Source organism: Stenotrophomonas maltophilia R551-3, assembly GCF_000020665.1.
Taxonomy (GTDB): Bacteria; Pseudomonadota; Gammaproteobacteria; order Xanthomonadales; family Xanthomonadaceae; genus Stenotrophomonas; species Stenotrophomonas maltophilia_L.
This window is the reverse complement of sequence record NC_011071.1, coordinates 2,800,876-2,826,670: the sequence shown is the minus strand read 5'-3', so window position 1 is coordinate 2,826,670 and position 25,795 is coordinate 2,800,876. Positions and strand designations below refer to the sequence as shown.

Sequence of the window (25,795 nt, the reverse complement as noted above, 5' to 3'; positions counted from 1 at the left end):
TGTGAAACAGTAGCGCCGGGCCATGCCCGGCGTTGCTGCTTTCCGGCCCCGGTCACTTCCTGCCGAACAGCCGATCCCAGAAGCTGCGCCGCGGCGGTGCGGCTGGTCTGGGCTCGGCAATGACTGGCGCTTCCAGCACCGCCATCAGTTCCGCGCTGCGTGGCTTCTTCAGGAACCGGGCGTAGTCCATGTAGCTGGTCACCTTGCTCATGTGCAGGCGCTCGGGCATTGCCGGCAACGCGCCGCCCTGCAGCAGCGCCCGCAGTGCCTGTGGGCGGTCCAGGCGGATCGCCTCGAACAGGGCGGTGCCGCCACAGCCCGGCTCGATCTGGTTGGCGCGCTGCGGCGCATCCTTCAACAGCTCTCGCAGCGCATCCGGGTCGTCGCGGTCCACGGCCGCTACAAGCCGTGCCAGCGCTTCAGCTTCTTCGGGTGGGAGGCTGTCGCGATAGGCCTGGTCGGCGATCTCGCGCTCGTCGCGCCCATCACCGCCCTGGATGCACAGGAAATCGGTGACCAGAGCGACCGGAATGCCGGAGGTATCCAGCGCCCAGTAGCTCGGATAGACGCCGTCGCCCCAGCCGCTGGTGAACACGACCAGGCCGTGTGGTGAGTCCTCGCCCCAGGGGCGGTATTCGGCGCCGTCATCCAGGCCGTCATGGTCGATCAGCGCATCCGACCACGCGTTGTCTTCGTCGCCACCGGCCTGTTCAATCAAGGCCAGCAGCGCCTGCTGGGTGTCGGTGTCCATGAAGCAGCCGATGCCGGCGTCGACCGGATAGCCAATGAAACTGTCCTCATCCAGGCCGGTCAGGTCCTGCGTGGTCCAGCGCGCCATCTGCCAGTGCAGGGCAGACGCAGTGAGGTCTTCGCGGGGCTTGAACCGGACCACGGCCAGCGCCGGGCGGCCGCTGTGCACGATGATCTCGACCGGATGCCGGCCCAGCGGGGCGGTGTAGTCGGCCAGCGCGGGCGCCTCGGCCTGGACCAGCGGATCGCAGACCACCAGATGCCCACTGCTGACCGGCAGGTGCCCGGCGAAAGTGCGGTGCAGGGCCACTGCGGCCAGCTGGGTGTCGTCCAGCAGGGTGGTGCGCAGGTTGGCCAGATCGAGGTGGGCCATGGGGGCTCCGATTGCAGTGAAGGCACCACCGTGCCGGATGCGAAGGGCAGGGGCAAGGTGGTCTTGGGCAAATGCCCTTCACGTGCGAGAATACGCCGCTGCCCGGGCGTCCGGGACCCGATTGGAGAGATGGCCGAGCGGTTTAAGGCACCGGTCTTGAAAACCGGCGAAGGGTTAAACCTTCCGTGGGTTCGAATCCCACTCTCTCCGCCAGTCTTTGCAAAAAGCTCCTAGAAATAGGGGCTTTTTCGCTTCTACAGCCTTAGCTACCCGCCCGCTTACCCATCCACCTGCAAAGGTCGATTCTGCGCGATCTGCTGCCGAACCCAGCCTTGCACCTCGGATTGTATCCAGAGTGCGCGGCGACCGATGCGGATAGAGCGCGGGAAGCGGCCGACTTTGATCTCTCCGTAGATGAAGGTGGTGCCCATCCCGGTCATCTGGCGAACGCGATCGAGTGATAGCAGCTCTTCCAGTCTCTCAGCCGCGCCCATGATGGCCTCCGATGCGGCGAGCCTTCTTAGGACGATCGGGCAGCCCAAGCTGGAACTGCAGAACGTTGTCGGCCGACATATCGACTGATGCGGCGCGCGCGCTGCGCGCTGGCCGATTCAGTCTGCGCCATGCTGCGATGGCCTTGTCGGGATCGGCATGCCTGCTGGTCGACCTGCAGGCGCACTCGACCAGGTGACCACCGCCGGCGGAAGCGCAGCGCTTGTCGTGAATGTGGCGCGCGCGGTGGCCGGCGGCGCAGTTCGGCAAACCTTCCGGGTGGCTGATATGTTCCTGGGTCATGGCTTGTTGCACTCCTCGATGTGGGCTTCGAGCTGTTCCAGAAGGAAGGCCGCTTGCGCGGCGCCAATCACGCGGCGACCGTCATCCATAGGTGGATTCCTTCGGGCATTGGTTGCACGGGGCTGTGTGGGGTGCGCGCAGAGAGAACCTGGTGCCGCGCACGTGCTCACCTGGGCGGATCACGACGTGGCCGCACGACAACAGACATTGGAACCGAGCGGAAAGGACGCTTGCGCCCGGCGAAGCAGCGAACTGCGCGCTGGTGACGTTGCGTACTGGTGCAGCGGTGAGCAACTGGTCAGCCATGGGTGATCTCCGCCGACCGCGGCGGCATGGCAGAATGCCGGCCAGTCCACAGGGGGATCACGGAATGAGCTGGTGGAATGGCCTCAGTACATGTTGGCCGCCGGGCGAGGGCGACTGCGTTGTGTGGTGGGACGCCTGGGCGGCGCTGTTTGGTGGAAGTGCGGCCGGGATCGCCATAGCTGCCTTGGTTGTCGCTTGGATTGGCATTGGCGTCACCACGGCGTCTGCCTTTGCGGTGTGGAAGCTCGGCGTTACCGCGAACAGCGCTAGTGCAGAGGCGACGCGGATTGCTGCCGGTGAAGCAACCCGCAATGCCAGTGAGGCGTCCCGCCGGGAGTACCGAGAGGAAACCGAAGAGCTCTTGTTGTTTGCTCAGATCACCGGAGAAGTTGCGACTGCTTTTGGCCTCATCAGCAATGCTGTTGGGATCCTTATAGGCGGCGGCGTCGGTAAGCAGCTTTTCATGACAGATGGCAGATATCGGAGACCGCTCTTCGAGGATCTTGACCGGCTTACTTTCCCAATGACCGCTGCGGCGCGGGATCGGCTGCACTACTTGGATAGAAAAGTCGCGGGCTGCCTGTTGCGGGCAAACGGGCTTATGGTGATCGCACAAGAGAGCTACAGACTCCTTCCCGATGATGCATCGGCGGAAGATCTTGCTGCGCTGTATGAAGCCCTTCAGTTCTTGTTGCCTCTGATCCGAACTGATCTTGTAGTTGTTCAACAGGCATGTGCCGTTGCTATGGAACGCCTTGGATTGGCTGATGTGATGACTGCGCGCGCTGCTGCAGCGTTCGACGCTGAGTAGCAGAATGCTCGACCTTGCCAGTGACTTAGTCATTTCCGACTGCCTGGTTGTCGGTCAGGGCTAGCTCGGCCAGGCGCTCTTCGCGAGTGCGCATGTGCTGAAAGTCGACTGTACGGCGTGAGAGTGCGTCTATCTCTGCGCAAAGCCATGGCACATCCGTGTTGCGCGTTCGGTTTTGCTTGACCGCCTCCTGCTCGGTGTAGCGGCCAGCTTCATCCAGCCTGGTTACATAGCCACTTCCGTTCGGGCCCCACCACATGGGGCAATTCCCGACGAACTGTCGCGTGTCCTGGATGTAGAACATGTCCAGGTCCACGGCCTGCGCGGTCGGCGCGATGGCTGGAGAGGATCCATCCAACAGGATGCAGCCCTCCTCCTCCACATCAACGCACTCGCAATACAGTCCAGGGCCGCTATGCCCTGTCTCGCTCTGGAAAATGCGGACGCGGCCGCGATCTTCGAATGGCACACCGAGTTCCGGAGTTCCTGCCATCAGCAGTGCTTCATGCAACTGGCATGCGGTCAGTTCGATACCGCCTGCGTTGTAGATGGGGGTGGCGCTTTTCTCGCTGGTCATCAGCGTTCGTCCTTTGGAAGTTGAATGCACCCGCCCGGGCGCACGGTTGAAAGCGTGGGTGGCGCTGGATCTGGCCTGCCGGCCCGTTTCTCCAGCTCTTCGGCCCTGGCCACGTAATAGGCGTGTCGGTCCAAGCGCACGGCGTCTGGGAACTGGAAGGCCCGCAGCGCCTCTTCGGCTTGGATCCGCCATGCGCGTGCTTCGCGCCCGGGGTCGTCATCGAAAATGTCCAGCTGCGCGGACTTCGCCATGGATCAGGCCTTGTCGACCGCGCGATGGCGGCTGTAGCCGACGCCTTCGATGGGGATCCCGCACCAGGTCATGCCGTCCAGCGCGACGGGCTCGGGCTTGGCGTCTCGCCAACGCTCCTTCGACCCGGCTTTGCGGCGCTCCTGCCACTCGGCTTTTGCCTTGTCGCGGTGGGGCTTCTGCATGCGGGCCCGCACCCTGCGCTGGCAATGCAAGAGGTCCGAAGCCTGCAGAACGATGCGGGCGGGCTTCTGTCCCTTGGCTACGGTGTAACCCTCGACGTAGCTTGCGACCTGTTCGCGAATCAGCTCGACCCGTGGGCGCTCGCCGTTCTCCAACTTGGGGAATTCGGCTTCATGGTGGAAATCGACAACGACGGAAGCGGTCATGGCTGCTCTCGATCAATGGCGGAAGTGGGTAGCCGACGTGTGGAAGTCCGGCCGGCGCGGAGCCCGGTTGCTCGGGCGGGCGGTTGCTCAGTGGGTGTCGTCAGCGGGCATCGGCGCGCGCTGTCGCTCTGCCGCGCGCTGCCGCATTTCCTTGCGGAAGGCAGGCCAGTTCCGCACGAGGTCGCGCACGCCGCACCAGGTGAAGAAGACGACGCCTGCAGCGAAGGGCAGGAGGAACGAGGCGGCGCCGGTGTAGAAGGCGCGCGCGAGCAGCGCCATCAGCAGGCCGACGACGACGGCGCAGAAGAAGGGCATGGCCAGGTGGCGCATCAGGTGCCTCCGGTGGTGCCAGTGCCGGCTTCAGCGGACGCAATGAATTCCTGCAGCTTCTTCCTACTCGCGGGTGGTACTGCGATGTACGTGCGGCCGGCAATAACGTGATGCTGGCCGGCGGTCTCGCTGAAGGTCGGTGTGGTATCCGCAGCCGCGAACATGACCATGGCCTTTGCGCCTTGGGTTCGGCGCCAGCCGGAGATGCTCCAGCCGCCCTCATCCTTCATGGCGCGCAGGCGCATGCCGCAGCCTGGCACTTCGATGATGGCGAAGCTCGGCGCGGTGGACGCGCTCATGCAGCACCTGCCTGCGCGCGCGCTGCGCGGCGAGCGGCGGCGACAGCACCTGCAGCGCTCTTGCCCTGCCGCAGGACGGCATTGGCGGCGATGCTGGAGGCGATGACGACCTGGTAGGGGAGGAGACCCCAGCGGCGACCGGCGCGGGCGACGATGCCAGCGGCAGCAGCGGCGCGCTGAGCGTTGGAGTGGTGGGCGAGGGCGGCGCTCATGCGGCAGCGTCCTGCGGCGCGGCGCGCAGCTGTTTGGCTGCTGCCAGCAGCTGGTGCGCGTGCTGCTCGGCCTCTTCGGCGGTGAGGTGCAGGCGGGCAACGCCCATGTCTGCGATGACGCGCTCGCTGACGTGGTCAGCGATGACTTTCATCTCTGCCGATCGGCAGCCTAGGGAAAGGGTGGCCATGCGTGATCTCCTGCGCCGCGCCCCGGGATGAGGCGGTAGTCGGCGACGCAAGTAAGATCACATATTGTGATTGTGTATGCAACACATATCGTGATGATTGCGCGGTGTATTTCTGAACCGAGCTATTTCCGTTCAGAAATTGGGCTGGTGCTCAGTCGAACGAGTGGCGGATCAGGCCAGCTTCCTCGAAGGAAACGTCATCGCGGATGCACTCGCGGGCGCGGTCCAGGTCACGATGGAGTGCGATGAGGGCGTCATCGCCGAGGTCTTCAATCGACGCATGACCAATCGTGGCTTGGTCAATGATGATCTGCACGCCAAAGTGCCGGTAAGCCTTGGCCAAGCTACGGATCATGCGGATGTGGCTCTCACGAGCGACTGCATCGAAGTGCGGCGAGCGCTTGTTGGGCACTGCGTAGAGCGCAGGCTTTCGATCAGGCGCTGCGTTTATGCGCTCGACCAGCTTGCTTAGCAGCGCTTCCGTTTTGCTCATCTGTTGTCCTTCCCCTGTGTAGATCGCGCTTCTCGCGCCATGCGGCGAAATCCACCAGGTTCCGCTGTTCTGCGGGGCGATCATCAGAGACGATCCATTCGTACACGTCTGCAAACAGATCAGCCTCCGCTTCAATATCGAAGGCTTTGCCGAGCGTGCCGAATGCCTTGTCGAGGAACCGGTGGGTTTCGGCAAGGATTGCAGGCTCGGGTCGCTGGGACTGAGACTCCGGCGCTTCTCCGAACAGTGAAGCGATGCTGACGCCGAGCGCTTTTGCCAGGCGGGGCACCTCGGAGACCTTCGGTTCGCGCGCGCTGTCCGCAGACGACTCATAGTTCGCAATGCGGCTTTGGCCCGACCAGCCGCAGGCCAAGGCCAAGGCTTCTTGAGTCAGGCCGGCTCGAAGCCGGGCGGAGCGGAGGTTGTCGGAGAAGGCCATGGGCCAATTCTTCACGGTCTGTGATGTGGCGCTAACACGATTTGTGTTGCACAAAGGATCACGATATGTGATTCTCGCCAGATGGACGCACTCGACAGAGCCGTGAAAGCTGCCGGCGGGGTTACATCCCTTGCCACCCACCTTGGTGTACGCCAGAGCGCCGTCAGCAATTGGCGCTCCCGGGGCCGCGTGCCCCCGGCCATGGCCATTCCCATCGAATCCGTCACCGGCGTTTCCCGCCATGACCTGTGCCCCGACATTTTCGGCCCCTTGGGTGGTCTGGCCCCAGTGACCAAGCGGGAGTTGCTGGCAAAGCTTGGCCTCTCCAGTGACGCACACCTGGCCGTCATCTTGGCCCTCCCGGCGGACCGCGTCGCATCCTGGGACCTGGACGCAGCTGTACCGGCCCTGCCCGGTGTTCTCGCCGTCCTCGGTGCCGCCCCAACCGGCGCTGTTTCGCGCGTCGAAGCCGATCCGGACGCTGACCGCATTGGCCCGGTCGACACCGCCTGAAAGGCCATCCCTGGCCGTCGTCCCTGACTTGTTGATCTCCATGGCGCCCATCGTGCGCCACCCGGGCCCCGCCCGAAACCTTGAAACACAGCCTTCCCCAAGGTGACCCATGACCTGCCGTACATCCGCTCTCAACTGGCTCGACGTTCTCTACAACTCCGTGCGCAAGACGCCGGGCGGTGTCGCTGACGCAGCCGCCTTCTTGGCCGACCGCCGCGGCAAGTCCATGCACCCGGAAACGCTGCGCGCGAAGCTGCGCGGCTTGGAAGGGGAGTCCGTGACGATGGAAATCGCCGAACTGCTGACCGAGTGGATGCAGGAGAAAGCCGGCGGCAACGACTACGCCCTGGATTGGATGCAGGCGCTGGCCGGGCAGTTCGGCATGGCCGTCGCCACGGTTCCGCCGCCGCCGGAGGGTGGCTGGTCGGACGAGATCGGCGCCATCCAGACAAAGCTGCTGGAGATCACCACGCGGGTGGGGCGGCTGTCGGGCACTGCGGTGGAGGCCATGGCTGATCGCCACATCGACAGCGACGAAGCCAGGCTGATGGTGGAAGAGGCCAACTCGCTGATCACGATGGCGCACCGGCTGATCCGCAACGTATCGCGCGCTGCGGCGAAGGGGAGGGCACGTCGATGAACCACCAGGCCCGCTCCACTGATCCGAAGTCCAGCCACATCGCCGCCGCCGACCTCGCAGCCAGCGGCGCGCTTCGTGTCCAGCACGCCAAGACGGAAGCCGCTGTTGCCCGCTATCCCGGCCACAGCAGTCTGCACCTCTCAACGTTGACCGGCCTGGACCGCCACATGCTGGGTCGCCGCCTTCCTGAGCTGGCCCGAGAGGGCCGGATCTGGCGCGGTCCGAGTGCCCCATGCGCGACCACCGGCAAGCCCGCATGCACCTGGTGGCCAGTGGCGCCGGGCTCCAACTTCAACTTGGCAGTCTGAAGAAATGATCCAGATGACAGCATCGGCGCTAGGATCTGCCGTACCTCAATGCTCGAAGGAGCGAGACCTTGGCCGACCCAACCATTCTGAAAGCGCTGCAGACCGTTGCGAGCGCAGGGGGCATGTTCCTCTTCAGCATCGAGGCACCGTTCGGTGCGAGAGAGGCATTCGCAACCGCCGAACAAGCCGCAGCGATAGCGGCCGGGGAGTTGCATACATCTGCTCTGCTGGGCCTGACGCCTTCCGAGTACTACGACTGGATCGAGTGGGGAGGCCGTGTGCAATGCAGCGCCCACACTGGGGCCGGAAAACGCTGCCGGAACACTGTGACCGGAACGGCGGACGAGCTGCCCGCTCGATGGAAGTCGCTGTACGACAAGCAGCCCTACTGCCGAGTTCACGGCGGGGAGTAGTTTGCCCTGAGCAGAACACCTGGGGTGCCATGTGAGCGCCCGGGTAACGGGCCTGGTGTTCTCCAGGTATCCGGGGAGTGGTGGGGAGCTGCTGCTTGCGTTGGCATTGGCCGACCACGCGCATGATGATGGAACGCACATCTTTCCATCGATCGCCAGGCTGGCGCACAAGACCCGTCAGTCTGAGCGTTCCGTGCAGTACCAGCTGCGGCGCATGGAACAGGCCGGATGGTTGCTGCTGGTCAACTCTGGCCGCGGTGGCCGCCGAAGGGGTTTCGACGAAGGTGGAGTTACCCGCGAGTATCGGATTAATCCGGCTTGGTTGAAGGGTGCAGAATTTGCACCCTTTGATGAGTCGCCCGTGGAACATCTCGGGGTCTCGATACAAGGTCAATCCGTCGTCCAAAAGGGTGCAGATTCTGCACCCTTTGCGGAGACCTCGAAGGGTGCAAAAAGCCCTCATGAAGGGTGCAAAAAATCGTCGAAAAGGGTGCAAAAAGTACCCTCGAAGGGTGCAACAGCTATTGCACCCGAACCAAGAGCAACCAAAAGCAACCAAGAGCAACCCTCACACCGCGAGTGTGAGCGGGACGCCGATCCGCTGGCGCTGACCGCTGAGCAGGTCGATCGCGACCTGGCCGGTTTCGGCGCCACGCCGACCGGCGTCGACCGTGAGCAGCTGGCGAGGTTTGTCCGGCACCGCGCCGCGATCCGCCGCCCGCTGTCGGTCCAGGGCTGGCTGCAGGTGCGCCAGCAGCTACTGGACCTGATCGCCGCCGGCCACGACTCCAACGAATCCTTGAAACAGACGATGGCCGCCGGCCTGGCCCTGCCCGTGATCCCTGTCGCCCAGCAATTTGCAGGAGCAACCCATGCAAGCCCTCAACACGGTTCTGCCGACCGCACCGAGCAGCTCGAACAGCAGTTCTACGCCCAACGCGGAGGCGGTGGCCACGGTGGCGGCGCTGTGTTCGGGCCAGGCGGTGTCGTCGACGCCGAGTTCGTCGTCGTCGACTGAGCCGCTGAGCGAGGCGCAGTCGGCCTACCTGTGGGAGTTCTGGAAGCAGATGACGGCCATGTTTCCGGGGAAATGGGAGCGCGAGAATGGTGCGGCACCGTTCAAGAAGGACGGCAGCCTGACCATCGCGGCTGGCACGTGGTTCCAGGTGCTGAAGGGCCGCAGCCGGGCACAGCACGCGCGTGGCATGGCCTGCTGCTTGACTGAGGGCCGGGAGTGGCCGCCGAACCCGCCGCGGTTCCTGACGATGTGCCTGGACATTCCGGTCATGGCGGCGGTGGAGCGGGAGATGGCGCCGGGCCGGCCGCAGGGCGGCTTCACGGTGCTGGTGCGCTCTCTGCTGGACCTGCACGTGTACGCCACCGCTGACCACGGCTCGCAGCAGCGTCGGATGCTGGAGGAAGCCTACACGCGCGCTGTACAGCACGTCGTCGATGGCAAGCCGGTGCCGGAACCGGTGCTGGCGATCGAGCAGGAGAAGCACGGCGTGCGGCCGGTGCGTGACCGTGAGTCGGCGCGCGCTGCGATGGAGCGGGCAGCGGCCGAGCTGAACTTCGATGGTGACTGAAGCGGAGCTGGCCCAGGCGGAGCAGGCCGGGCGCTGGGCACGCGATGCCTGCCGCAGCCGGGAATCGGCACCGCGGTACGAGATGGGGCAGGACGGTTTGACGCGGCGACGCCGCTGGCAGTCCGGATGGGACAAGCGGGACCAGGAACTTGGCGCGGCACGCCGCAGCATTACGAGGAAGAGACGCTGATGTGGTCGAAGGCACCGCCGCCGACGAAGGAAGAGGCCACCCGTATCGAGCTGGCGAAGACCGGCCCGTGCATGGCGTGCCTGGCGCTACTGGAGCTGCAGCTGCTGGAAGCGGAGCTGGTGGTCTACGGCTGCGACTACAACCACGCCAAGAGCGGGAACGTGCGGCGCGGGCACATGTGCGGCTACGCGCTCTGCAAGTGGCACCACATGCGGCATCCGATGGAGGGGAACACCTTCGCGACGATGCGCCAGATCTACGGCCCGAGCCTGATGGACGGCTCGCGGACCTTCCACGAGACGTACGGCTCCGACGACGAGCTGATTGCGAACCAGACCTACATCAACGAACTGAGGGCGGCAGCATGAAGAAGACGAAGGCCATGGCGCCAAGGTTGAATCCCCAGGTTGCTCCCCGAGAGCGGCGCATGGACCACAACACGGTGTCGCGGCCTAAGCGACTGAAGCAAGGCACCATCACCCGTGTAGCAGCCGAGACCGTCGAACAGTTCGAAGCGCGCGGCGGTCAAATTCAACGAATTTCTGCCAGCTGGGAGTACGCGGCATGAACATTGCCGGCCTCAAAGGCCACTTGGCGCGATCGCGCGCTGCACGAGCAAACCAACAAGGGGAAGGCGCATGCAAATGAACAATGCCCGCGAACTGCTGTCCAGCCGGACTGGCCCAAAAACAATGAGCTTTGACGGGTCTGCCGGTGGCCCGTCCACCCAGGAGATCGTCGCTGCATTGGCATACGTTCCGCATGGGCTGGGGCATGAGCTGCTGCAGGCACTGTGGTGGCCGGAGAGCGGCCAGCGCCGCCGCGAGCAGTTGCGCCAGGCGGTGGTTGGCTTGGTCGCGCCCGAGTTCACCCGCCAGATGCACGCCCTTACAGATGCACGCACGGAGTTCGGGATCGCCAAGGCCAGCATGGGCTGGTGTGGAGGCACAACCACGGATGTGCAGCGACGGGAACTGCGACGTGCCGAGCAGGCGCTGGAAGATGCACGGGCGGCGGCGTGGCCGAACAACACGATGGAGCAACTTGGGGTGCTAGCCCGGGCGGTGATCAATGAGATGGCCGGGGCGTGCGAGTGTTCCCGCTGTGGAGGAAAGAAGGTTCTTCTGGACCCTTCGATTGCGGGAATCGTGAACTGCGACAGCTGCGGGGGGAGTGGCTTCGATCCGCTCAGCGGCCGAAAGCGTGCGACCGCCATCGGTGCCGATTGGTCCGCCTACAGCCGTTTCTGGCGGCCAGTCTATGAGTGGATGCTCTTCAACTTCCGTGCATCCGAGGCGCGCGCTGCCAGGCAGTTCCGCAAGGCACTCACACAGGCCGCATAGCGATGACTTCCTAGGTCATCGAAAAAGACGGCAATCTTGCCACCATCCAATCGCAAGCCCCGGCCCAGCCGGGGCTTTTTCTTGCCCGGAGACGCTATGGCGCAGATCACACCCCAACAGGCAGGCGGCGTGAACGTCGTGGCCTTCCTCGACATGCTGGCGTGGTCCGAAGGTACGGACAACGGCAAGCAGTCCACCAAGGACCGCGGCTACGACGTGATCGTGGGCGGCCAACTGTTCAACGGCTACCGCGACCACCCGCGAGTGCTGGTGGACCTGCCGAAGCTGAAGATCCAGTCCACGGGAGCCGGCCGCTACCAGCTGCTGCGCCGCTACTACGATGCCTACAAGAAGACGCTGGGCCTGAAGGACTTCTCGCCGCTGAGCCAGGACTTGATCGCGCTGCAGCAGATCCGGGAGCGCCGCGCGCTGCCGCTGATCCAGGCGGGCAAGATTCCCGAAGCCATCAAGGCGGTGCGCAACATCTGGGCGAGCCTGCCAGGCGCTGGCTACGGTCAGCACGAACACAAGCTTGCCGACCTGTTGGCCGTGTACCGAAAGGCCGGCGGGACGGTGGCGCCATGATCGGGGTCGACGTGGACTGGCAGGCCATTGGCACGGCCGTCGGCGGCCTGATGGTCGGCGCCGGCGGCGTGGCGCTGTGGTGGCGCAAGCAGTTCGTAGAGACAGCCAGGGAAGGGGCCGAGGTCAACGTGATCCAGTTGATGCGCGAGGAAGTGACCCGGCTGGGCGAGCGGGTTGGCCGGATGGAGAGGCGAGAACTGCGGCTCATCCGCCACATCTACCGGCTCGAAGGGCTGATGCGCGCGGCTGGTTTGGAGCCGCCGCCGTTCGACCCGGACAGCGACACGATCAAGGCAGGAGGTTCGGAGTGAACCGCATAGCCATCGCAGTCGCCGCCTTCGCGCTCTGGTCCGCAGCCATGTTCGGCGTCGGCTGGACTTGGCGAGGTGACCGGGCAGAGGGGAGCGAAGCCAACCAGCGCGCAGCCGGAGCCGTGGTCGTGGCCGAACAAGTTAACCAAACCCGCGCCGTCGAACACCGCCAAGCCGACAGCCTGGCCACCATCGGAGCAAAGCATGAAGAAGACCGCGCTGCGGCCGAGGCCGTCCCTGCTGCTGTTGTGGCTGACCTGCGCGCTGGTCGTCTCCAGCTGCGCGACGACCTCGCCACCTGTAGCACCAGCCTCCTGTCCCAAGCCGTCGCCGGCGCCGTCGAACGTGATGCGTACGCCGAACTACGAGCAGAGGTTGCGGGAGCTGCTGTTCAAATCGGCCGCGACGCCGACGACCACGTCCGTGCCTGCCAAGCGGTGATCAGCGTGCGTTAGCGGCAACAGAGAGCTAGCCGATTCAGAGATTAGGGGCCGCGAAAGCGGCCTTTTGCATTTCAGGTCAGGGGCCCCGCGCTTGTTCACGCGCGGGAGCGGGCATGGAGCCCGGGGCTTGAATCGACCGCCCGAAAGGGCCAACCAAGGAGAAAGACCATGAGCAAAGAAGAAGAACTGAAGATCGGTGACCTGCCGGATATCCGACCGATGGGCCCGAAGGATCCGACCGACACCGAGCCGGTGCCCGATGACAGCTGGTACATCGAGAGCAATCCGTTGTTCCGGGGCGCCGACATCATCGGCGTGAACTACAAGGGCAACGTCGACGGCCTCCAGGTCGGCGGCAAGGTCAGCACCGGGTCGGCGACCCTGCAGGTCAAGGAGGGCATGACCAACGTTGGCCTGAGCTACAACAACGAGCACGTCTCGGCCTCGGTCGGTTACACGGTCGGCAATGAGAACGCCAATGTGACCACCGTCTATGACACCAACAGCGGTCTGGCCATTGGCGGCAAGCTGAAGTTCGGCAGCACCACGGTTGATTTCAACCAGAACAGCATCGGTGCCACCTACAACTTCGGGGGCGGCATCACTGCCGGCATCAGTGGTTCGATGAACGGTGGTCTCACCGTCAGCTTCGGTGGCAGCAACTGGGGTGGTGGCAGCGGCTTCTCGTTCTCGTTGGGAGCCACCAACTCTGGCGGTAGCTGGAGCGTGGACGCCCGCTTCAATCTGGTGTTCAACGCCAACTAAGAAGCGCGGCTGCCAAGGAAGGTAGCCGAACGACTGGGCGCAGCTACGAGCTGCGCCTGGTTGTTGTGCAACGGGTATAGCACTAGGCGAACTAGGTGGACGCTGATGGTCAAGCGAGAGGGCGTCGATCGAATGCTGGCGCTCGGCCGGCTGAAGACCGGCGAGATGAACAAGACCGAGGCTGCGTACGCCGAGCGGCTGCGCGCGCTGCAGTCAGCTGGTGAGATCCAGTGGCATCGGTTCGAAGGGCTGAAGCTGCGCCTGGCGGACAACACGTTCTACACCCCGGACTTTGCCGTCATGGCCGCCGATGGCGTCATGGAGTGCCACGAGGTGAAGGGCCACTGGCAGGACGATGCCAGGGCCAAGATCAAGATTGCCGCCGCCATGTACCCGTTCCGCTTCATCGCGGTGAAGGTCCGGCGTAAGCGCGACGGCGGTGGCTGGGAAGTGGAGGAGTTCTGATGCACGCGACAGTGACTGCGTCGGTCCGCATGCGCTGGTGGCTGCGGTGCTATCTGGTTGCCGTGGTGTGGACTGCCCGGGCGACGGGGTTGGAGCCGAACTGGGAGCGGGTCGAGCGGTGGATACGCCGCGGCCTGGTACTGCGAACGAAGAGGGTTGGTGATGGACGCTGCACGGATTGAGGAAGTGGCGGCTGCACTGTCCGCTGAGCAGGCGGCACGCGCTGGTGCTGACGCTGCCCTGGCGGCGCTCATCGAAGGCAGTACCGACAGCCGCATCGACCGTCTGGTCGGGATCATTGAGCAGCAGGGCAAGCAGATTGCCGAACTGGCCATGCACGTTGGGCTGCTGGTGCAAGCGGTGGCGCAGCTGCTGGGTGAGGAGGCCGGAGCACCGGTGCAAGACGAAGGTGCCGAGCCCGAGCGAGTGGACCTGGACGGGAACCCATACTGATGAGCGCTCGTGGGCTAGCAGGCAACCGGCAAGCCAAGCGCGCCTTGCCGACGAACAGTCGAGCCTGGCGCGCGCTGCGAGAGACCATTCTGGTTCGGGACCTGTACCGATGCCAGGAGCAGGGCTGCGGTGTTCTCTGCAGCGGACGAGGCCAAGCCCACGTCGACCACGTGGACGGTAACCCCAACAACAACGCCCCGGAGAACCTGCGGACGATGTGCATCAGCTGCCATAGCCGGAAGACGGCCCGCGAGGACGGCGGCTTTGGGAATGCCCAGCACGTGGTTGTGGGGTGCGACGCCGACGGTTGGCCGATCAAGTAGGCCAACTGCCGCTGCGTGGGGTTATCCACAGAAAGCTGAATGAAAAGGGGAGGGGGGGCTCAAAAGTTTGGGCCGATCACCCGGCGATACGTGCGCCCCCTGTTCTTCGCGCATCCACAGTTGGAAAGACGACCCCCGACCGGGGCAGAAAATGGCAAATCCAAGGACACCAGCCGCAAAAGCGGCAGTTTCTGGCGCAGCGGCCAAGAACCCAAAACGGCACAAGGACCGCAAGACGCCGAAAAAGGCCAAGGCGGTCGGACCTCCCTACAAGGGGATGACCAAACCGCAGATCGCGGTATGGCGTGAGCAGGTCGGAAACATGCCGTGGCTGCATGCCGGCCACCGGCTGTTGCTGCGCCAGGTCTGCATCTTGGCGGCCCGGATGGAGACCGACCCCGACATGGGGGTTTCGGCCCTTCAGGCGTTGGGCTCTCTGCTTTCCAAGCTCGGCGCAACGCCGGTAGACGAGACAAAAGTGAACCATGGCGGCGAAGAGGACGAAGACCCGGACGACAAGCACTTCTAGCTGCCGGACCAGTGAGTATCCGCTGGCGGTGGTAGAGGGCCGGATCGTGGCCGGTCCCCATGTGCGCAACGCCTGCCGGCGCCACCTGAAAGACCTGGAGGACGCTCACGAGCGCGGCCTGTACTTCGACCAGGAGGCTGCCGACAAGAAGATCGCTTTCTTCGAAGAAGTGCTGCGCCTGAGTGAGGGGCAGTTCGAGGGAAAGCCGTTCCAGCTGCACCCCAGCCAGGCGTTCAAGATTGGCAGCCTCTTCGGTTGGAAGCAGGCGGACGGCGCCCGGCGCTTCCGTCGCGCGTACATCGAGGAAGGCAAGGGTAACGGCAAGTCACCGATGGCCGGTGGGATCGCCCTGATAGGGCTGTGCGCCGATCAGGAGGCCGGCGCCCAGGTGTATGCGGTGGCCTCGCACAAGGACCAAGCGGGCATCTTGTTCCGGGACGCCGTCAAGATGGTTAAGGCGTCGCCGGCGCTGAAGAAGCGGCTGGAGTTCTCGGGCGGTGAGGGCAAGGAATACAACATCGCCCACCATAAGTCGCAGAGTTACTTCCGGCCGGCGTCCCGCGACGTTGGCAAGACTGGCTCGGGCTACCGGCCGCACTTCGTTCTGGCCGACGAAGTGCACGAGATGGCGGACGGCAAGATCATCGAAATGATGGAGAACGGCTTCAAGTTCCGCCGCTCCCCATTGCTGTTCATGATCACCAACTCGGGAAGCGACCGGAACAGTGTCGCCTGGGCGGAGCATGAGCATGCGGTCAAGGTGGCTGCTGGCCACCACGAGGCTGTGAACGATCCGACCTTCGTCGGCGAAGTCATTGATGACCGGACGTTCTCGTTCGTGTGCGGGCTTGATGATGGCGACGAGCCGCTCGAGGATCCGGCCTGCTGGGTTAAAGCAAACCCGATGTTGGGAATCACCATCACGGATGAATACCTGCAGGGCCGGGTTGACCTGGCCAAGCAGATCCCGAGCAAGCTCAACGAGATCCTGCGGCTCAACTTCTGCATGTGGACCGACGCCGACCACGCATGGATGAGTCGCGAAATTGTCGAGCCTGCGATGCAGTCGTTCGACAAGGCGCAGCACCATGGCAAGCGCCTCCATCTCGGGCTGGACTTGTCGCAGAACCGCGACATTACGGCTCTGGGTGCGGTGGTAGAGACCGGATCTAAGGAGGTCCTGGTAGAGGTTGAGGGCAAGAAGACCCTGGTCAACAAGCCAACGTTTGATGCGTGGGTGGAGGCGTGGACGCCGGGAGATACGGTCAAGGCTCGCGAACTGCGCGACAAGCTCCCCTACAACACGTGGATTGCCAAGGGTCACTTGCACGCCCCGAAGGGTCAGACGATCAGCTACCGGCACGTCGCCCAAACGGTGGCCGAGTACGACCGGGACTTCGAAGTTGTCCAAGTGGCTTACGACCGGTACGCGTTCCGACAGTTCGAAGAGGAAGTGAAGGAGCTGGGGCTTTCCGTCTCGTTCGTGGAGCACCCGCAGGGTGGCCTGAAGAAGGGCAAGCCCACGGAGGTGGCAGTAAAGGCAGCCGCCGCAGCCGGCAAGCCGCCGCCGGAAGGGCTCTGGATGCCCGGGTCACTCCGGTTGTTCGAAGAGGCTCTACTGGAAGGGCGCGTCCGCTTGCTCGGAAACCCTGTTCTGGTGTCCGCAATCATGTCGGCCGTCATCGAGAGCGACAAATGGGAAAACCGCTGGCTGTCCAAGGCGCGTTCGGTCAACAAGATCGACGCCGCGGTCGCCGTGGTGATGGCCTTCGGCTCCGCACATTCATCGGTCGCGCCCGCCTCTGTCTATGAGCAGCGGGGCATCCGATTCTTATAGGAAACGCAATGTCCAGGTTCAACGAAGAAGATATCAAGTCGCTGGACCGGCTCTGGAATCCACCACCGGCGGCGCCACCAGGTGCACGCGCTGAGGCTGGCCAGTTCACGGGGATGAATGACCCAGCACTGCTGGAGTTCATCCGATCACAGGGCGGCCACGGCGGTGGTGGCTACCAGTTGCGCAATATGGCAGTGCTCCGGTGCCTTTCCCTGATCTGCGGGACCATCGGCATGCTGCCGCTGAACCTGGTTGAGTCGGGCGGGAAGAAGCGGATAGCCACCGAGCATCCCGCGCATCGCCTGCTGAAGATCAAGCCAAACCCATGGCAGACGCCGTTGGAGTTCAAGCGGCAGATGGAGCTGGCCCGGCAGCGGCATGGCGATGGTTACGCGAGGATCGTGTGGTCCGCCGGCCGGCCAATCCACCTCATCCCGATGGATTCCCTCGCAGTTCGAGCTGAGCTTGGCGACGACTGGCGGATGATCTACAGGTACAACAGCAAGAAGCGCGGCGAGGTGATCCTCAAGCAGGAGGAAGTGCTGCACATCCGCGACCTGTCCGTGGACGGCGTGACGAGCCTGTCCAGGATGAAGCTGGCAGATCGGGCTATTCGCCTGGCGCTGGATGCGGAACAGGCAGCAAGCCGGATCTTTGAGACCGGCAACATGGCCGGCGGCGCCATTGAGGTGCCAAATGCGCTCAGCGACGTGGCCTACGAGCGCATGCGCACGTCTCTCGACACCGAATATGCCGGCGCCGCTGCGGCACAGCGCTGGATGCTGCTGGAGGAGAACGCCAAGGCCAACAAGTTCGGCAGCACCGCCCAAGAGGCCCAGCACGTCGAGAACCGAAGCGCACAGGTGGAGGAGGTGGCCAGGCTCTACGGCGTCCCCCGACCGCTTCTGTTCCTGAGCGATACCAGCTGGGGCACCGGCATCGAGCAGCTGGGCATCTTCTTCCTGCAGTACACGATGTTGGAGCACTTCACCAACTGGGAGCAGGCGGTCGCGCGATCGCTGATCGATGAGCGGGACCTGGAGCGCTACCAGCCGAAGTTCAACGTGCGGGCGCTGATGCGCGGCACGCTCAAGGATCAAGCCGAGTTCTTCAAGGCGGCTCTGGGTGCGGGCGGTACGAAGCCGTTCCACACGCAGAACGAGGTCCGCGACCTGCTGGATTACCCCGAATCGGATCAGCCCGGGGCCAACGACCTGATCAACCCCATGACAGAGAAGGGAAAGAGCAATGAGCCTCCGGCAGCTGCCTGAAATCCGTGCCGAGCGACGGCTCGGCGCCGCCCAGTTCGACATGCGTCCAGACGCGCTCGAACGCTGGGAGCCCGAAGTTCGCGCCGCCGGCAACGACGCGAACAGCATCTCGATCTATGACTCCATCGGCGAAAACTGGGAGGGAACCGGCGTCACCGCCAAGCGGATCAGCGCCGCCCTTCGCGCCATTGGCGACAAGGACGTGGTGGTGAACATCAACTCGCCCGGCGGTGACTTCTTCGAAGGTGTCGCGATCTACAACCTGCTGCGCGAGCACCAGGGCAGGGTGACCGTCCAGGTTATGGGGCTGGCGGCGTCGGCGGCGTCGGTGATCGCGATGGCCGGCGACGAGATCCTGATGGGTGACGGATCGTTCCTGATGATCCACAACGCTTGGGCGGTGGCGATCGGCAATCGACACGACATGGCCGACGCGGCAAAGCTGCTGGAGCCCTTCGACACGGCCATGGCCAAGGTCTATGCGGCCCGCTCGGGCGTCACCGAGGCCGAAGCGGCTCGGATGATGGACGAGGAGACCTGGATCGGTGCCGCTCAGGCAGTTGAGGACGGCTTTGCCGATGGTCTGCTCGATGGAGCGGCCGCCACCAAGGATGCCAAGCAGCCATCAGGTGGGCGCAAGGCCCTTGCACTGGTTGAAGCGGCCATGGCCAAGGCCGGCCACTCTCGCTCCATGCGACGCGACACCCTGAAATCGCTGTTCAACGGCAAGCCGAGCGCTGCCGAGTCCGCCACGCCGAGCGCTGGCGGCAACGAAACCTCGGCCCTGTTGCAGGGCCTTCTCGACAACATCAAAGCCTAAGAGGCCAACACATGACCAAGATGACCCACGGCCGCGTCCCGCGCGGCCTCGTTTCCGTGCGCGCCGAAGGCGCAAACCAGCCCGACGTGAAGGCGCTGGTGGAGTCGCTGAACAAGGCATTCGCCGACTTCAAGGCCGAGCACACCAAGCAGCTGGAAGAGATCAAGAAGGGCAGCGCCGATGCACTGCAGGCCTTGAAGGTCGACAACATTAATGCCGACATCACCCGCCTGCAGGCCGCGGTCGACCAGGCCAACACCCAAATGGCCGCGTTCCAGATGGGCGGTGGTAGCGCCGGCAGCGGTGTCGCCGACGCCGAGTACACCGAGTCGTTCCGCGCCCACTTCCGAAAGGGTGAAGTGCAGGCGGCCCTGAACAAGGGTGCTGCCGATGAAGGTGGCTATCTGGCGCCGATCGAATGGGATCGTTCGATCACCGATCGCCTGGTCATCGTGTCGGATATGCGGCAGTTGGCCAACGTGCAGCCCTGCTCCGGCGCAGGCCTGACCAAGCTCTACAACACCGGCGGCACTTCCTCGGGCTGGGTGGGCGAAGAGGATCCGCGCCCGGAGACCGCGACTGCGAAGCTGCGCCCGCTCAGCTTCGGCTGGGGTGAGATCTACGCCAACCCGGCAGCGACCCAGCAGCTGCTGGACGATGCCGAGATTGACCTGGAGGCGTGGCTGGCCGGCGAGGTCGAGCTGGAGTTCGCCAAGCAGGAGGGCGATGCGTTCTTCTCCGGCAATGGCGTCAACAAGCCGTTCGGCATCCTGACCTACGTGGACGGTGGCGCCAACGCGGGCAAGCACCCGTTTGGTGCGATCAAGGTGGTGAACAGCGGGCTGGCGGCCGGCATCAACGGTGACAGCATTCTGGACCTGGTCTATGACCTGCCGTCGGCATTCACCGCGGGCGCCAAGTTCGCGCTGAACCGCAAGACCCAGGGTGTGGTGCGCAAGCTGAAGGATGCCCAGGGCAACTACCTGTGGCAGCCGTCGCTGGTGGCGGGTCAGCCGTCGACCCTGGCCGGCTTTGCGGTGCAGGACGTGGCTGCGATCCCGGACGTGGCAGCAAACGCCATTGCCGCGCTGTTCGGCGACTTCAAGCAGACCTACACCGTGTACGACCGCAAGGGCGTACGCGTGCTGCGCGACCCGTACACCAACAAGCCCTACGTGATGTTCTACACCACCAAGCGCGTGGGTGGCGGTGTGCACAACCCGGAGCCGATGCGCGCCCTCAAGATCGCGGCTTCGGCCTGATCACCCACCCGCCGGGCGGCCTCGCGCCGCCCGGCATTCAACCTGTGATCGAGGAGCCGCAATGGCAAAGTTCATCAAGCCCTTCCGTGGAGTTCCGGAAGGCGAGATCTATCCCGTCCAGTTCGTTGCCGGCGATGACTGCCCGCCCGAGCTGGAGGCCGGCGCACTCTCTGTCGGTGCGCTCAGCCTGATGGCAGACACACCGCCCCCGTTCCTGCTGGGATCCAGTGTTCAGCCGGAGAGCTTCGAGCTTTCCGACGGCAGTGTCCTGTCGTTGGGCGACGTGGTTGGCCGCGCACTCGCAGCCTCTGGGCTGTCGGTGGAGGACTGGAACGCGCTCGAGGACACCGCACGCGAGGCGCTGATCGCCGAGACCGTCGACAAGCTGTCCGACGAGGACGGCAAGGGCCAGGTCGCTGCCGAAGACAAGCCAGCTTTGATGGCGCAGCTTGAAGCCGCAGGTATCCCGTTCGACAAGCGCTGGGGCGCGGAGAAGCTGGCCGCTGCTCTGGCTGAAGGGAAGAAGGACTGATATGCCCATCGTCTCACTCGCACAAGCCCGCTCGCATGTGCGAGTTGAGGCCGATTACCCCGAAGAACAGCTGCAGGCCGCCATTGCCGGCGCGCAGGATGCAGCGCAGGCATACCTTAATCGGCGGATCTACAAGGACGCCGACGCCTTGGCTCTGGCACGGAGTAGCTATCCAGCCGCAATGAAGGCCGCTGCGTTTGCAAAAAGCCAGGCGCTTGCAGACGCTGTGTTCATTGAGGATGGCGAAGAGCGCACTGCCGCGATACGGCTGGCGGTTGTCACCCATCGCGAGGCGACAGCAGAGGCGGAGGCCTGCATCCACGGCGTTGTTGTGAATGCGAGCATCTTCTCCGCCATCCTGCTGACGCTCGGTCACCTGTACGCGAACCGCACGGACGTGATCGTGGGGGCTCAGGCGGTAGAGCTACCCAATGGTGCCAAGAGCCTGCTGCGCCCATACCGAAGGGTGATGATGCCATGACGCTTCTAGACGGCGATCTGCAGCACCGTATTCGCTTCGAGCACAAGACCGATTCGCGCGATCCACTGGGCGGCCCGGGTAAGCCGGTGTGGGCCGAGGTTGTGAGTGTGTGGGCCAAGGCCACCAACAATCTTGCGGCAACGACAGAGGCGGTCGCCGCAGGCGCGGATCGCTACCGGGAGCAGGTTCGGTTCGATATCCGTCCCCGTGACGTTGATCCTCAGTGGCGGATCGTGTTCCGTGGCCGCGCCTTCGATATCAAAAGCATCGCACCCAGCAACGACCGCAGTGAGGTGGCGATCATCGCCGTGGCGGGGTTGACCAATGTCTGAGCAGGTAAAGATCGACGGTCTGGACGGCCTCCTGCGCTCACTGCGGGAGGCCCCCAAGGCGATCCAGGGAAGGGCGGTGCAGGCGGGCATGCGCAAGGGTGGCAACTTCATCCGGGACGACGCCAGGCGCCGGGCGCCGAGAGCATCGGGGTTCATGGCATCGCAGATCGTGACGCGCAGAGCCAACGCCAAGGGCCGGCAGCGTGCAGGCGTGGGCACAGGTGGCGAGTACTTCACCGTAGGCGTCAAGACCGGCCGCCGCCGCAAGTACGCCAACACCAAGCGCAACCGCCGCCGCGGCCGCGTCGGGAAGGTCTACGAGGAGGCGGGCTGGGCTTATTACTGGCGCTTCAAGGAATTCGGCACCAGGAAGATGAGGGCCGAGCCATTCCTCTCGCCGGCCGGCGAAGCCAAGGGACCGGAGGCGGCGCAGGTGATCATCAACGAGACCTGGGCCGCACTGGACAGGCAACTGAAAAAGGGTGGCTGGAAATGATGGTCCCGCTGATCCAATCCCTGCTGCAGGACGCAGCGGCCGTCCGCCAGGTGCTCGGCGATCCCATCAGGCTGTGGCCAGGCGTTGCACCGCAGGACGCGGCGCTGCCCTACGCGACGTGGGAGGTTGTCGGCGGTTCGCCCATGGCGATGCTGTCTGAGGCACCGCCGGCCGACGGCTGGCGGGTCCGCATGACCGTATGGGGCAATACCCTGACCCAGACGAACGGGGTTGCTGTTGCCATCCGCGATGTGGTCGAACGCGTGGGCAGCGTTGAGTCGTACAACCCGACGCCCGACAGCGACGGCACGGATGCGATAGGCATTTCATTCGACGTGCGGCTGTTGCAGCTGCGCTGATCCACACAACGGCAACCCACCGGCCCCGCAAGGGGCCTTTTTCATGCCCGGCGACGGGCACAACGCAAGGAACCCCCTATGGGACAGGTACTGAAGTCCAAGCACACCCAGCTGTTCATCGCCATCGGTGCAGCGGAGGTCATCAAAGTCACCCGAGTTCGCTCGGTTGGATTCCCCGATGGTCAGGCGTCGGAGATCGATATCTCCGACTTCGATGACGACTGGGACCAGTTCGTGGCTGGTCGCAAGGCGACCGGAAGTACGAGCATCGAAGTGATCTATGACTCCGTCGACTCCGAGGCGCTGGAGCAGCTGCACAAGACAGGCGCTGTGGTGAATTTCCTGGTCACCGCGCCGGCGAGCGAGACGGCGGGCGTTGCCAAGCCGGTTGCAGTCGACGGCGTCATCACCCCGCCCACCACCGTTCTGTGCAAGCAGTTCAACGGATTCGTACAGAACTTCGCGGTGACGGTTGCTGACAACGATGTGTGGAAGGCGACGCTGACGATCCGCGGCTCCGGCGAAGTCCTCACCCATCGCCCGGCGCCCTGATCTGGCTAACGGCGCAACTCGGCCCGCTTCGGCGGGCCTTCTCTTTGGCAGGGCGCGCGGATCCTCCGCGTGTTAGCCGTGCGCGGCCCGCGCGCCCTGTCGCCATTCAAGGAAACGGCCAATGATCAAGACCAACGAAACCACCGATACCCAGCCGCAGCAGCCAGTGAGCCTCCTGCAGTCGTTCACTGACCTGGGCATGTTCGCGTCCAAGGACGTGCATGCCGACACGATCACCCTGCCGAACGGCGCCAAGGCACAGTTCCACGTGCGCGAGCTGCCGGACGCGGAGTTCCGCAAGCTGTGGGGCGAGGGCGACCGCGCCAAGCTGATCGCGGCAACCATCTGTGACGAGGACGGCAAGCCGGTCATGAACGTGACGCAGGCCGCCCAGCTCAAGCCACTGGTGGCTGCTGAGCTGCAGCGCGTGGCCATGAAGCACTCCGGGTTCGGCGACGACGCCGCCCAGGCGCAGGCCGACGCGGGAAACGGCTAAGGCAGCGTGGTGAGGACTGGTTCTGGAAGGTCCTCGCCGGTCACCTGCACCGGACGGTGTCGGACTTGCGGGCCACCATGTCGCGCCGCGAGTTCCTGGAATGGTGGGAGTTCCACAAGCGGAACCCCATCGACCCCGTGAGCCTGCACATCAAGCCCGCTGCCTTCGCCGCGTACATCACCGCCTCGCACAGCCAGGGCGGCACCAAGCGCTCCTTTCAGCACTACCTCGACGCCCTCGTGCCGCGGTCCGATGAGGACGAGGCGCAGGACTGGTTCGACGGACTGGGATAACCATGACCGACACATTCGGGCGGTTCGCTGCCACACCCATTGGCCCGGTACTCGCTGCGCGAGATGGCGGACTTACCCTGGCCACCACCGGCGCCACGACGCAGGCCAGTCACGCGCGTTCCGACTTCAGCCTTGATGCGGGGACGGTGGGCGTGGAGTTCGCCGTGTGGGGTGATGACGCCGTTGCAGCACTCGTAGGGTTCGCCACCGGCGCGGCAGCGCTGAACAAGGCGCTGGGTGCAGACCTCGCCAGTATCGGTTGGGACCTCGCCGCCGGGCGACTGCTGCAGGCGGGCGGTGCGATCGCAACGGGCCTACCGTCGGTGGCCCATGGCGACATTGTCGGGCTGCAGGTGGTGTTCTCGACCCCTCGTCAGCTGCGGCTCTACCTCAATGGCGCACAGATCCTCGTGCGCGAGCTGCAACTGTCCGGTCCGCTGTTCTTCGCAGCTTCGCTGGGCGCTTCGAAGGCGGGTGGCCTCTGCCTGGCTGTCAACGCTGGGCAGTGGGGGCCACGAAGCGAGGCGGCGGCCGCTGGCTGGCGGTTGCCCACTGCATCCGTCAGCCCGACCCGGTTGGCCGACGTGGACTGGCTGTCCGCGCCGGGCGACAGCCCGGCCAATGCCCGTTATGAGGGGGTGGTGGCCGAGGGCGTCAGCCTGATTCAGGAGCTTGCGTTCTGGCCGTGGGGCGGTGATCCGGTGTCCCAGGCAGCGGCCGCCGAGTGCGTCGTGGTGGACGCGGAAGGCTTGCTGGACGGGATGGCGGGCACTGGTGCCTCTGGCAGTTCGGTGCAGATCCTGCTGGCACCCGAGAGCGGCATGCGGGCCGACGCGGTCTCAGCCTTCCGTTGCGCGATCGAGCAGATCGAGATCAACGACGATGGCACCAAGACGCTGCACCTGCGCGATGCGCACGACTACCTGGACGAGACGATCAACCGGGGCGTGTTCCTGCCGAATGTCGCGTCACTGGCTTGGAAGCCCCAGCCGGTGGTGATTGGCGCGGTGGCCAGCATCCCTGCCATGGCCGCCAATTCGGACGCAACATCGATGTTCGTCGCTGACAGCCGGGTCTACGTCAATGCGGTGATGGACCGCGGCGACCTGATGGAGATCAACACCTATAACGAGGCGCCGGACGGGCAACAGCTGCTGCTGAAGTCGCCACCGGTGACGCCGGTGGTGGTTGACGCCTCCAGCGTCGGCGCGGGCATGATGCCGGCGCGGCTGGAGCAGGCGGTGGGTGATGTGATGGCCCGGTTGGGCCGAGCGGCGTGGTCGGCCAGCGACTGCGCGGTGATCGACCAAGCCACGGGCTACATGGGGATCGGCTACTACGCTGGTACAGCCATCACCGGCCGCGCGGCGCTGAATTCCCTCCTGCCGAGCTACGGCGCCGGCTGCTACCAGGATCCTGCTGGCGTGTTGCGCTTTGTCCGCGTGACCGCGCCCGAGACACATGCCGGTGCGTTCGCCTTCGACCTGTCGGAGGATGATCTGGCGGCTGACCTGGTCATGGTGCCCGATGACGCTCCCAACCTGACCCGACGCATGGCCTACCGGCCCAACGGCCAGGCGCTGGGCGCATCGGACCTGGTCACCGACGTTGTCGACGTGCCTCAGTCCCGGCGCGATGAGCTGACCGGCCTCTATCGGGGGCAGGTGTATGGTGCTGGCCCGCTGCATGCCCACTACCAGCGGGCCGAGGCTGCTGATCCGGTCATCTCGTTGTTCTGGCACGCGGCCGACGCGCAGCAGGAGATTGAGCGCGTCCTGGGCATGTACCAGGTGCAGCGCCACTTCTACCAGCTCGCGGTCCGTGGTGATCAGGATCTGGCGCCGCTGCCCGGGCAGATCGGTCGGCTTACCTACGGTCGCTACGGCCTTGAGGACGGTAAGCCGGTGCTGGTGCGTCGGGTAGAGCGCAACCCTGCCACGGGGGGCGTGGTGCTGACGGTGTGGGGATGATGACGTGTTGATTGGA

At 64.7% G+C, this 25,795-nt stretch carries 42 protein-coding genes and 1 tRNA gene; 32 read left to right on the top strand and 11 right to left on the bottom strand.

What is annotated here, in order from left to right:
• Nucleotides 1–52: 52 nt before the first annotated feature.
• Nucleotides 53–1,123, bottom strand: a complete 1,071-nt coding sequence (locus tag SMAL_RS12885) for a DUF4241 domain-containing protein (RefSeq protein ID WP_012511512.1) — start codon at nt 1,121–1,123, stop codon at nt 53–55.
• 123 nt (nt 1,124–1,246) lie between these two features.
• On the opposite strand from SMAL_RS12885, the gene SMAL_RS12880 reads away from it, so the two are divergent.
• Nucleotides 1,247–1,336: transfer RNA gene (locus SMAL_RS12880), tRNA-Ser, on the top strand.
• Between the two features lie 65 nt (nt 1,337–1,401).
• Here SMAL_RS12880 and SMAL_RS12875 read toward each other — a convergent pair.
• Both SMAL_RS12875 and SMAL_RS20865 read right to left on the bottom strand, forming a co-directional pair.
• Nucleotides 1,402–1,617: a helix-turn-helix transcriptional regulator gene (locus SMAL_RS12875; protein ID WP_012511511.1), complete on the bottom strand. Its 216-nt coding sequence runs from the start codon at nt 1,615–1,617 to the stop codon at nt 1,402–1,404.
• Nucleotides 1,604–1,918: a hypothetical protein gene (locus tag SMAL_RS20865; RefSeq protein WP_012511510.1), complete on the bottom strand. Its 315-nt coding sequence runs from the start codon at nt 1,916–1,918 to the stop codon at nt 1,604–1,606. Before SMAL_RS20865 ends, SMAL_RS12875 begins: the two co-directional genes overlap by 14 nt.
• 370 nt (nt 1,919–2,288) lie before the next feature.
• Here SMAL_RS20865 and SMAL_RS12870 point away from each other — a divergent pair, with 370 nt between their 5' ends.
• Nucleotides 2,289–3,035, top strand: coding sequence for a hypothetical protein (locus SMAL_RS12870; RefSeq protein WP_041864557.1), 747 nt, complete (start codon nt 2,289–2,291; stop codon nt 3,033–3,035).
• Between the two features lie 25 nt (nt 3,036–3,060).
• Here SMAL_RS12870 and SMAL_RS20625 read toward each other — a convergent pair whose 3' ends face one another.
• The 8 genes from SMAL_RS20625 to SMAL_RS20620 form a co-directional block, all read right to left on the bottom strand.
• Nucleotides 3,061–3,612, bottom strand: a complete 552-nt coding sequence (locus tag SMAL_RS20625) for a hypothetical protein (RefSeq protein ID WP_012511508.1) — start codon at nt 3,610–3,612, stop codon at nt 3,061–3,063.
• A gap of 254 nt (nt 3,613–3,866) precedes the next feature.
• Nucleotides 3,867–4,250 carry a hypothetical protein gene (locus tag SMAL_RS12855; protein WP_012511506.1) on the bottom strand — a complete coding sequence of 128 codons (384 nt, stop codon included), beginning with the start codon at nt 4,248–4,250 and terminating at the stop codon, nt 3,867–3,869.
• A gap of 87 nt (nt 4,251–4,337) precedes the next feature.
• Nucleotides 4,338–4,580 carry a hypothetical protein gene (locus SMAL_RS12850; RefSeq protein ID WP_012511505.1) on the bottom strand — a complete coding sequence of 81 codons (243 nt, stop codon included), beginning with the start codon at nt 4,578–4,580 and terminating at the stop codon, nt 4,338–4,340.
• On the bottom strand, nt 4,580–4,879 hold the full coding sequence (locus SMAL_RS12845) for a hypothetical protein (RefSeq protein WP_012511504.1): 300 nt from the start codon (nt 4,877–4,879) through the stop codon (nt 4,580–4,582). Before SMAL_RS12845 ends, SMAL_RS12850 begins: the two co-directional genes overlap by 1 nt.
• Entirely contained in the window at nt 4,876–5,091 is a 216-nt protein-coding gene (locus SMAL_RS12840; RefSeq protein ID WP_012511503.1) for a hypothetical protein, read from the bottom strand. The genes SMAL_RS12845 and SMAL_RS12840 overlap by 4 nt, the downstream gene beginning before the upstream one ends.
• Complete coding sequence (locus SMAL_RS21050; protein ID WP_157628472.1) at nt 5,088–5,243, bottom strand: hypothetical protein; 156 nt, start codon at nt 5,241–5,243, stop codon at nt 5,088–5,090. Before SMAL_RS21050 ends, SMAL_RS12840 begins: the two co-directional genes overlap by 4 nt.
• A 187-nt stretch (nt 5,244–5,430) precedes the next feature.
• Nucleotides 5,431–5,772, bottom strand: coding sequence for a hypothetical protein (locus tag SMAL_RS21235; protein WP_012511501.1), 342 nt, complete (start codon nt 5,770–5,772; stop codon nt 5,431–5,433).
• Entirely contained in the window at nt 5,714–6,211 is a 498-nt protein-coding gene (locus SMAL_RS20620) for a helix-turn-helix domain-containing protein (RefSeq protein WP_050767039.1), read from the bottom strand. The genes SMAL_RS21235 and SMAL_RS20620 overlap by 59 nt, the downstream gene beginning before the upstream one ends.
• A gap of 81 nt (nt 6,212–6,292) precedes the next feature.
• Here SMAL_RS20620 and SMAL_RS20860 point away from each other — a divergent pair, with 81 nt between their 5' ends.
• The 30 genes from SMAL_RS20860 to SMAL_RS12680 all read left to right on the top strand — a co-directional run bounded on the left by SMAL_RS20860 (nt 6,293) and on the right by SMAL_RS12680 (nt 25,779).
• Nucleotides 6,293–6,724, top strand: coding sequence for a transcriptional regulator (locus SMAL_RS20860; protein WP_012511500.1), 432 nt, complete (start codon nt 6,293–6,295; stop codon nt 6,722–6,724).
• Nucleotides 6,725–6,833: 109 nt separating this feature from the next.
• Nucleotides 6,834–7,364, top strand: a complete 531-nt coding sequence (locus tag SMAL_RS12820; RefSeq protein WP_012511499.1) for a phage regulatory CII family protein — start codon at nt 6,834–6,836, stop codon at nt 7,362–7,364.
• Nucleotides 7,361–7,672: a hypothetical protein gene (locus tag SMAL_RS12815; protein ID WP_012511498.1), complete on the top strand. Its 312-nt coding sequence runs from the start codon at nt 7,361–7,363 to the stop codon at nt 7,670–7,672. The genes SMAL_RS12820 and SMAL_RS12815 overlap by 4 nt, the downstream gene beginning before the upstream one ends.
• Before the next feature lie 68 nt (nt 7,673–7,740).
• Nucleotides 7,741–8,085 carry a hypothetical protein gene (locus tag SMAL_RS12810; protein WP_041864556.1) on the top strand — a complete coding sequence of 115 codons (345 nt, stop codon included), beginning with the start codon at nt 7,741–7,743 and terminating at the stop codon, nt 8,083–8,085.
• Between the two features lie 31 nt (nt 8,086–8,116).
• Complete coding sequence (locus tag SMAL_RS21120; protein WP_198283142.1) at nt 8,117–9,103, top strand: helix-turn-helix domain-containing protein; 987 nt, start codon at nt 8,117–8,119, stop codon at nt 9,101–9,103.
• The gene (locus SMAL_RS12800; protein WP_232273988.1) at nt 9,033–9,671 is read left to right on the top strand and encodes a hypothetical protein; all 639 of its coding nucleotides are present in this window, start codon (nt 9,033–9,035) and stop codon (nt 9,669–9,671) included. Before SMAL_RS21120 ends, SMAL_RS12800 begins: the two co-directional genes overlap by 71 nt.
• Before the next feature lie 189 nt (nt 9,672–9,860).
• Entirely contained in the window at nt 9,861–10,229 is a 369-nt protein-coding gene (locus SMAL_RS12790; RefSeq protein ID WP_012511496.1) for a Ref family recombination enhancement nuclease, read from the top strand.
• Complete coding sequence (locus SMAL_RS21045) at nt 10,226–10,429, top strand: hypothetical protein (RefSeq protein WP_012511495.1); 204 nt, start codon at nt 10,226–10,228, stop codon at nt 10,427–10,429. Before SMAL_RS12790 ends, SMAL_RS21045 begins: the two co-directional genes overlap by 4 nt.
• Before the next feature lie 70 nt (nt 10,430–10,499).
• Complete coding sequence (locus SMAL_RS12785) at nt 10,500–11,204, top strand: M24 family metallopeptidase (RefSeq protein ID WP_012511494.1); 705 nt, start codon at nt 10,500–10,502, stop codon at nt 11,202–11,204.
• A 96-nt stretch (nt 11,205–11,300) separates the two neighbouring features.
• Nucleotides 11,301–11,789: a glycoside hydrolase family 24 protein gene (locus SMAL_RS12780; protein WP_012511493.1), complete on the top strand. Its 489-nt coding sequence runs from the start codon at nt 11,301–11,303 to the stop codon at nt 11,787–11,789.
• On the top strand, nt 11,786–12,100 hold the full coding sequence (locus SMAL_RS12775; RefSeq protein ID WP_012511492.1) for a hypothetical protein: 315 nt from the start codon (nt 11,786–11,788) through the stop codon (nt 12,098–12,100). Before SMAL_RS12780 ends, SMAL_RS12775 begins: the two co-directional genes overlap by 4 nt.
• Nucleotides 12,097–12,555, top strand: coding sequence for a lysis system i-spanin subunit Rz (locus tag SMAL_RS20980; protein ID WP_041864553.1), 459 nt, complete (start codon nt 12,097–12,099; stop codon nt 12,553–12,555). The genes SMAL_RS12775 and SMAL_RS20980 overlap by 4 nt, the downstream gene beginning before the upstream one ends.
• A 156-nt stretch (nt 12,556–12,711) precedes the next feature.
• Nucleotides 12,712–13,308: a hypothetical protein gene (locus SMAL_RS12765; RefSeq protein ID WP_012511490.1), complete on the top strand. Its 597-nt coding sequence runs from the start codon at nt 12,712–12,714 to the stop codon at nt 13,306–13,308.
• Between the two features lie 132 nt (nt 13,309–13,440).
• On the top strand, nt 13,441–13,773 hold the full coding sequence (locus SMAL_RS12760) for a DUF1064 domain-containing protein (protein WP_157628471.1): 333 nt from the start codon (nt 13,441–13,443) through the stop codon (nt 13,771–13,773).
• A 162-nt stretch (nt 13,774–13,935) separates the two neighbouring features.
• Complete coding sequence (locus tag SMAL_RS12755; protein ID WP_012511488.1) at nt 13,936–14,226, top strand: hypothetical protein; 291 nt, start codon at nt 13,936–13,938, stop codon at nt 14,224–14,226.
• A complete protein-coding gene (locus tag SMAL_RS21340) occupies nt 14,226–14,549 on the top strand; it encodes an HNH endonuclease (RefSeq protein ID WP_012511487.1) in 324 nt (107 codons plus the stop codon). The genes SMAL_RS12755 and SMAL_RS21340 overlap by 1 nt, the downstream gene beginning before the upstream one ends.
• 151 nt (nt 14,550–14,700) lie before the next feature.
• Nucleotides 14,701–15,078: a hypothetical protein gene (locus SMAL_RS12745; RefSeq protein WP_157628470.1), complete on the top strand. Its 378-nt coding sequence runs from the start codon at nt 14,701–14,703 to the stop codon at nt 15,076–15,078.
• Nucleotides 15,079–15,124: 46 nt separating this feature from the next.
• A complete protein-coding gene (locus SMAL_RS12740) occupies nt 15,125–16,915 on the top strand; it encodes a terminase large subunit (RefSeq protein ID WP_232273987.1) in 1,791 nt (596 codons plus the stop codon).
• Nucleotides 16,916–16,923: 8 nt separating this feature from the next.
• The gene (locus SMAL_RS12735; RefSeq protein ID WP_012511484.1) at nt 16,924–18,186 is read left to right on the top strand and encodes a phage portal protein; all 1,263 of its coding nucleotides are present in this window, start codon (nt 16,924–16,926) and stop codon (nt 18,184–18,186) included.
• Complete coding sequence (locus SMAL_RS12730) at nt 18,164–19,006, top strand: head maturation protease, ClpP-related (protein ID WP_012511483.1); 843 nt, start codon at nt 18,164–18,166, stop codon at nt 19,004–19,006. Before SMAL_RS12735 ends, SMAL_RS12730 begins: the two co-directional genes overlap by 23 nt.
• 11 nt (nt 19,007–19,017) lie before the next feature.
• A complete protein-coding gene (locus SMAL_RS12725) occupies nt 19,018–20,268 on the top strand; it encodes a phage major capsid protein (protein WP_012511482.1) in 1,251 nt (416 codons plus the stop codon).
• Nucleotides 20,269–20,329: 61 nt separating this feature from the next.
• The gene (locus SMAL_RS12720) at nt 20,330–20,800 is read left to right on the top strand and encodes a hypothetical protein (RefSeq protein WP_012511481.1); all 471 of its coding nucleotides are present in this window, start codon (nt 20,330–20,332) and stop codon (nt 20,798–20,800) included.
• A gap of 1 nt (nt 20,801) precedes the next feature.
• Nucleotides 20,802–21,281, top strand: coding sequence for a head-tail connector protein (locus tag SMAL_RS12715; protein WP_012511480.1), 480 nt, complete (start codon nt 20,802–20,804; stop codon nt 21,279–21,281).
• A complete protein-coding gene (locus SMAL_RS12710) occupies nt 21,278–21,613 on the top strand; it encodes a phage head closure protein (protein ID WP_012511479.1) in 336 nt (111 codons plus the stop codon). Before SMAL_RS12715 ends, SMAL_RS12710 begins: the two co-directional genes overlap by 4 nt.
• Entirely contained in the window at nt 21,606–22,109 is a 504-nt protein-coding gene (locus SMAL_RS12705) for an HK97-gp10 family putative phage morphogenesis protein (protein ID WP_012511478.1), read from the top strand. The genes SMAL_RS12710 and SMAL_RS12705 overlap by 8 nt, the downstream gene beginning before the upstream one ends.
• The gene (gene gp17, locus SMAL_RS12700; RefSeq protein WP_012511477.1) at nt 22,106–22,468 is read left to right on the top strand and encodes a tail completion protein gp17; all 363 of its coding nucleotides are present in this window, start codon (nt 22,106–22,108) and stop codon (nt 22,466–22,468) included. Before SMAL_RS12705 ends, gp17 begins: the two co-directional genes overlap by 4 nt.
• Nucleotides 22,469–22,546: 78 nt before the next feature.
• Nucleotides 22,547–23,020: a phage tail tube protein gene (locus SMAL_RS12695; RefSeq protein ID WP_012511476.1), complete on the top strand. Its 474-nt coding sequence runs from the start codon at nt 22,547–22,549 to the stop codon at nt 23,018–23,020.
• Nucleotides 23,021–23,141: 121 nt separating this feature from the next.
• The gene (locus tag SMAL_RS12690) at nt 23,142–23,516 is read left to right on the top strand and encodes a hypothetical protein (protein WP_012511475.1); all 375 of its coding nucleotides are present in this window, start codon (nt 23,142–23,144) and stop codon (nt 23,514–23,516) included.
• 77 nt (nt 23,517–23,593) lie between these two features.
• Nucleotides 23,594–23,809: a hypothetical protein gene (locus SMAL_RS12685; RefSeq protein ID WP_012511474.1), complete on the top strand. Its 216-nt coding sequence runs from the start codon at nt 23,594–23,596 to the stop codon at nt 23,807–23,809.
• A gap of 2 nt (nt 23,810–23,811) precedes the next feature.
• Nucleotides 23,812–25,779: an SPRY domain-containing protein gene (locus SMAL_RS12680; protein ID WP_012511473.1), complete on the top strand. Its 1,968-nt coding sequence runs from the start codon at nt 23,812–23,814 to the stop codon at nt 25,777–25,779.
• Nucleotides 25,780–25,795: the final 16 nt, after the last annotated feature.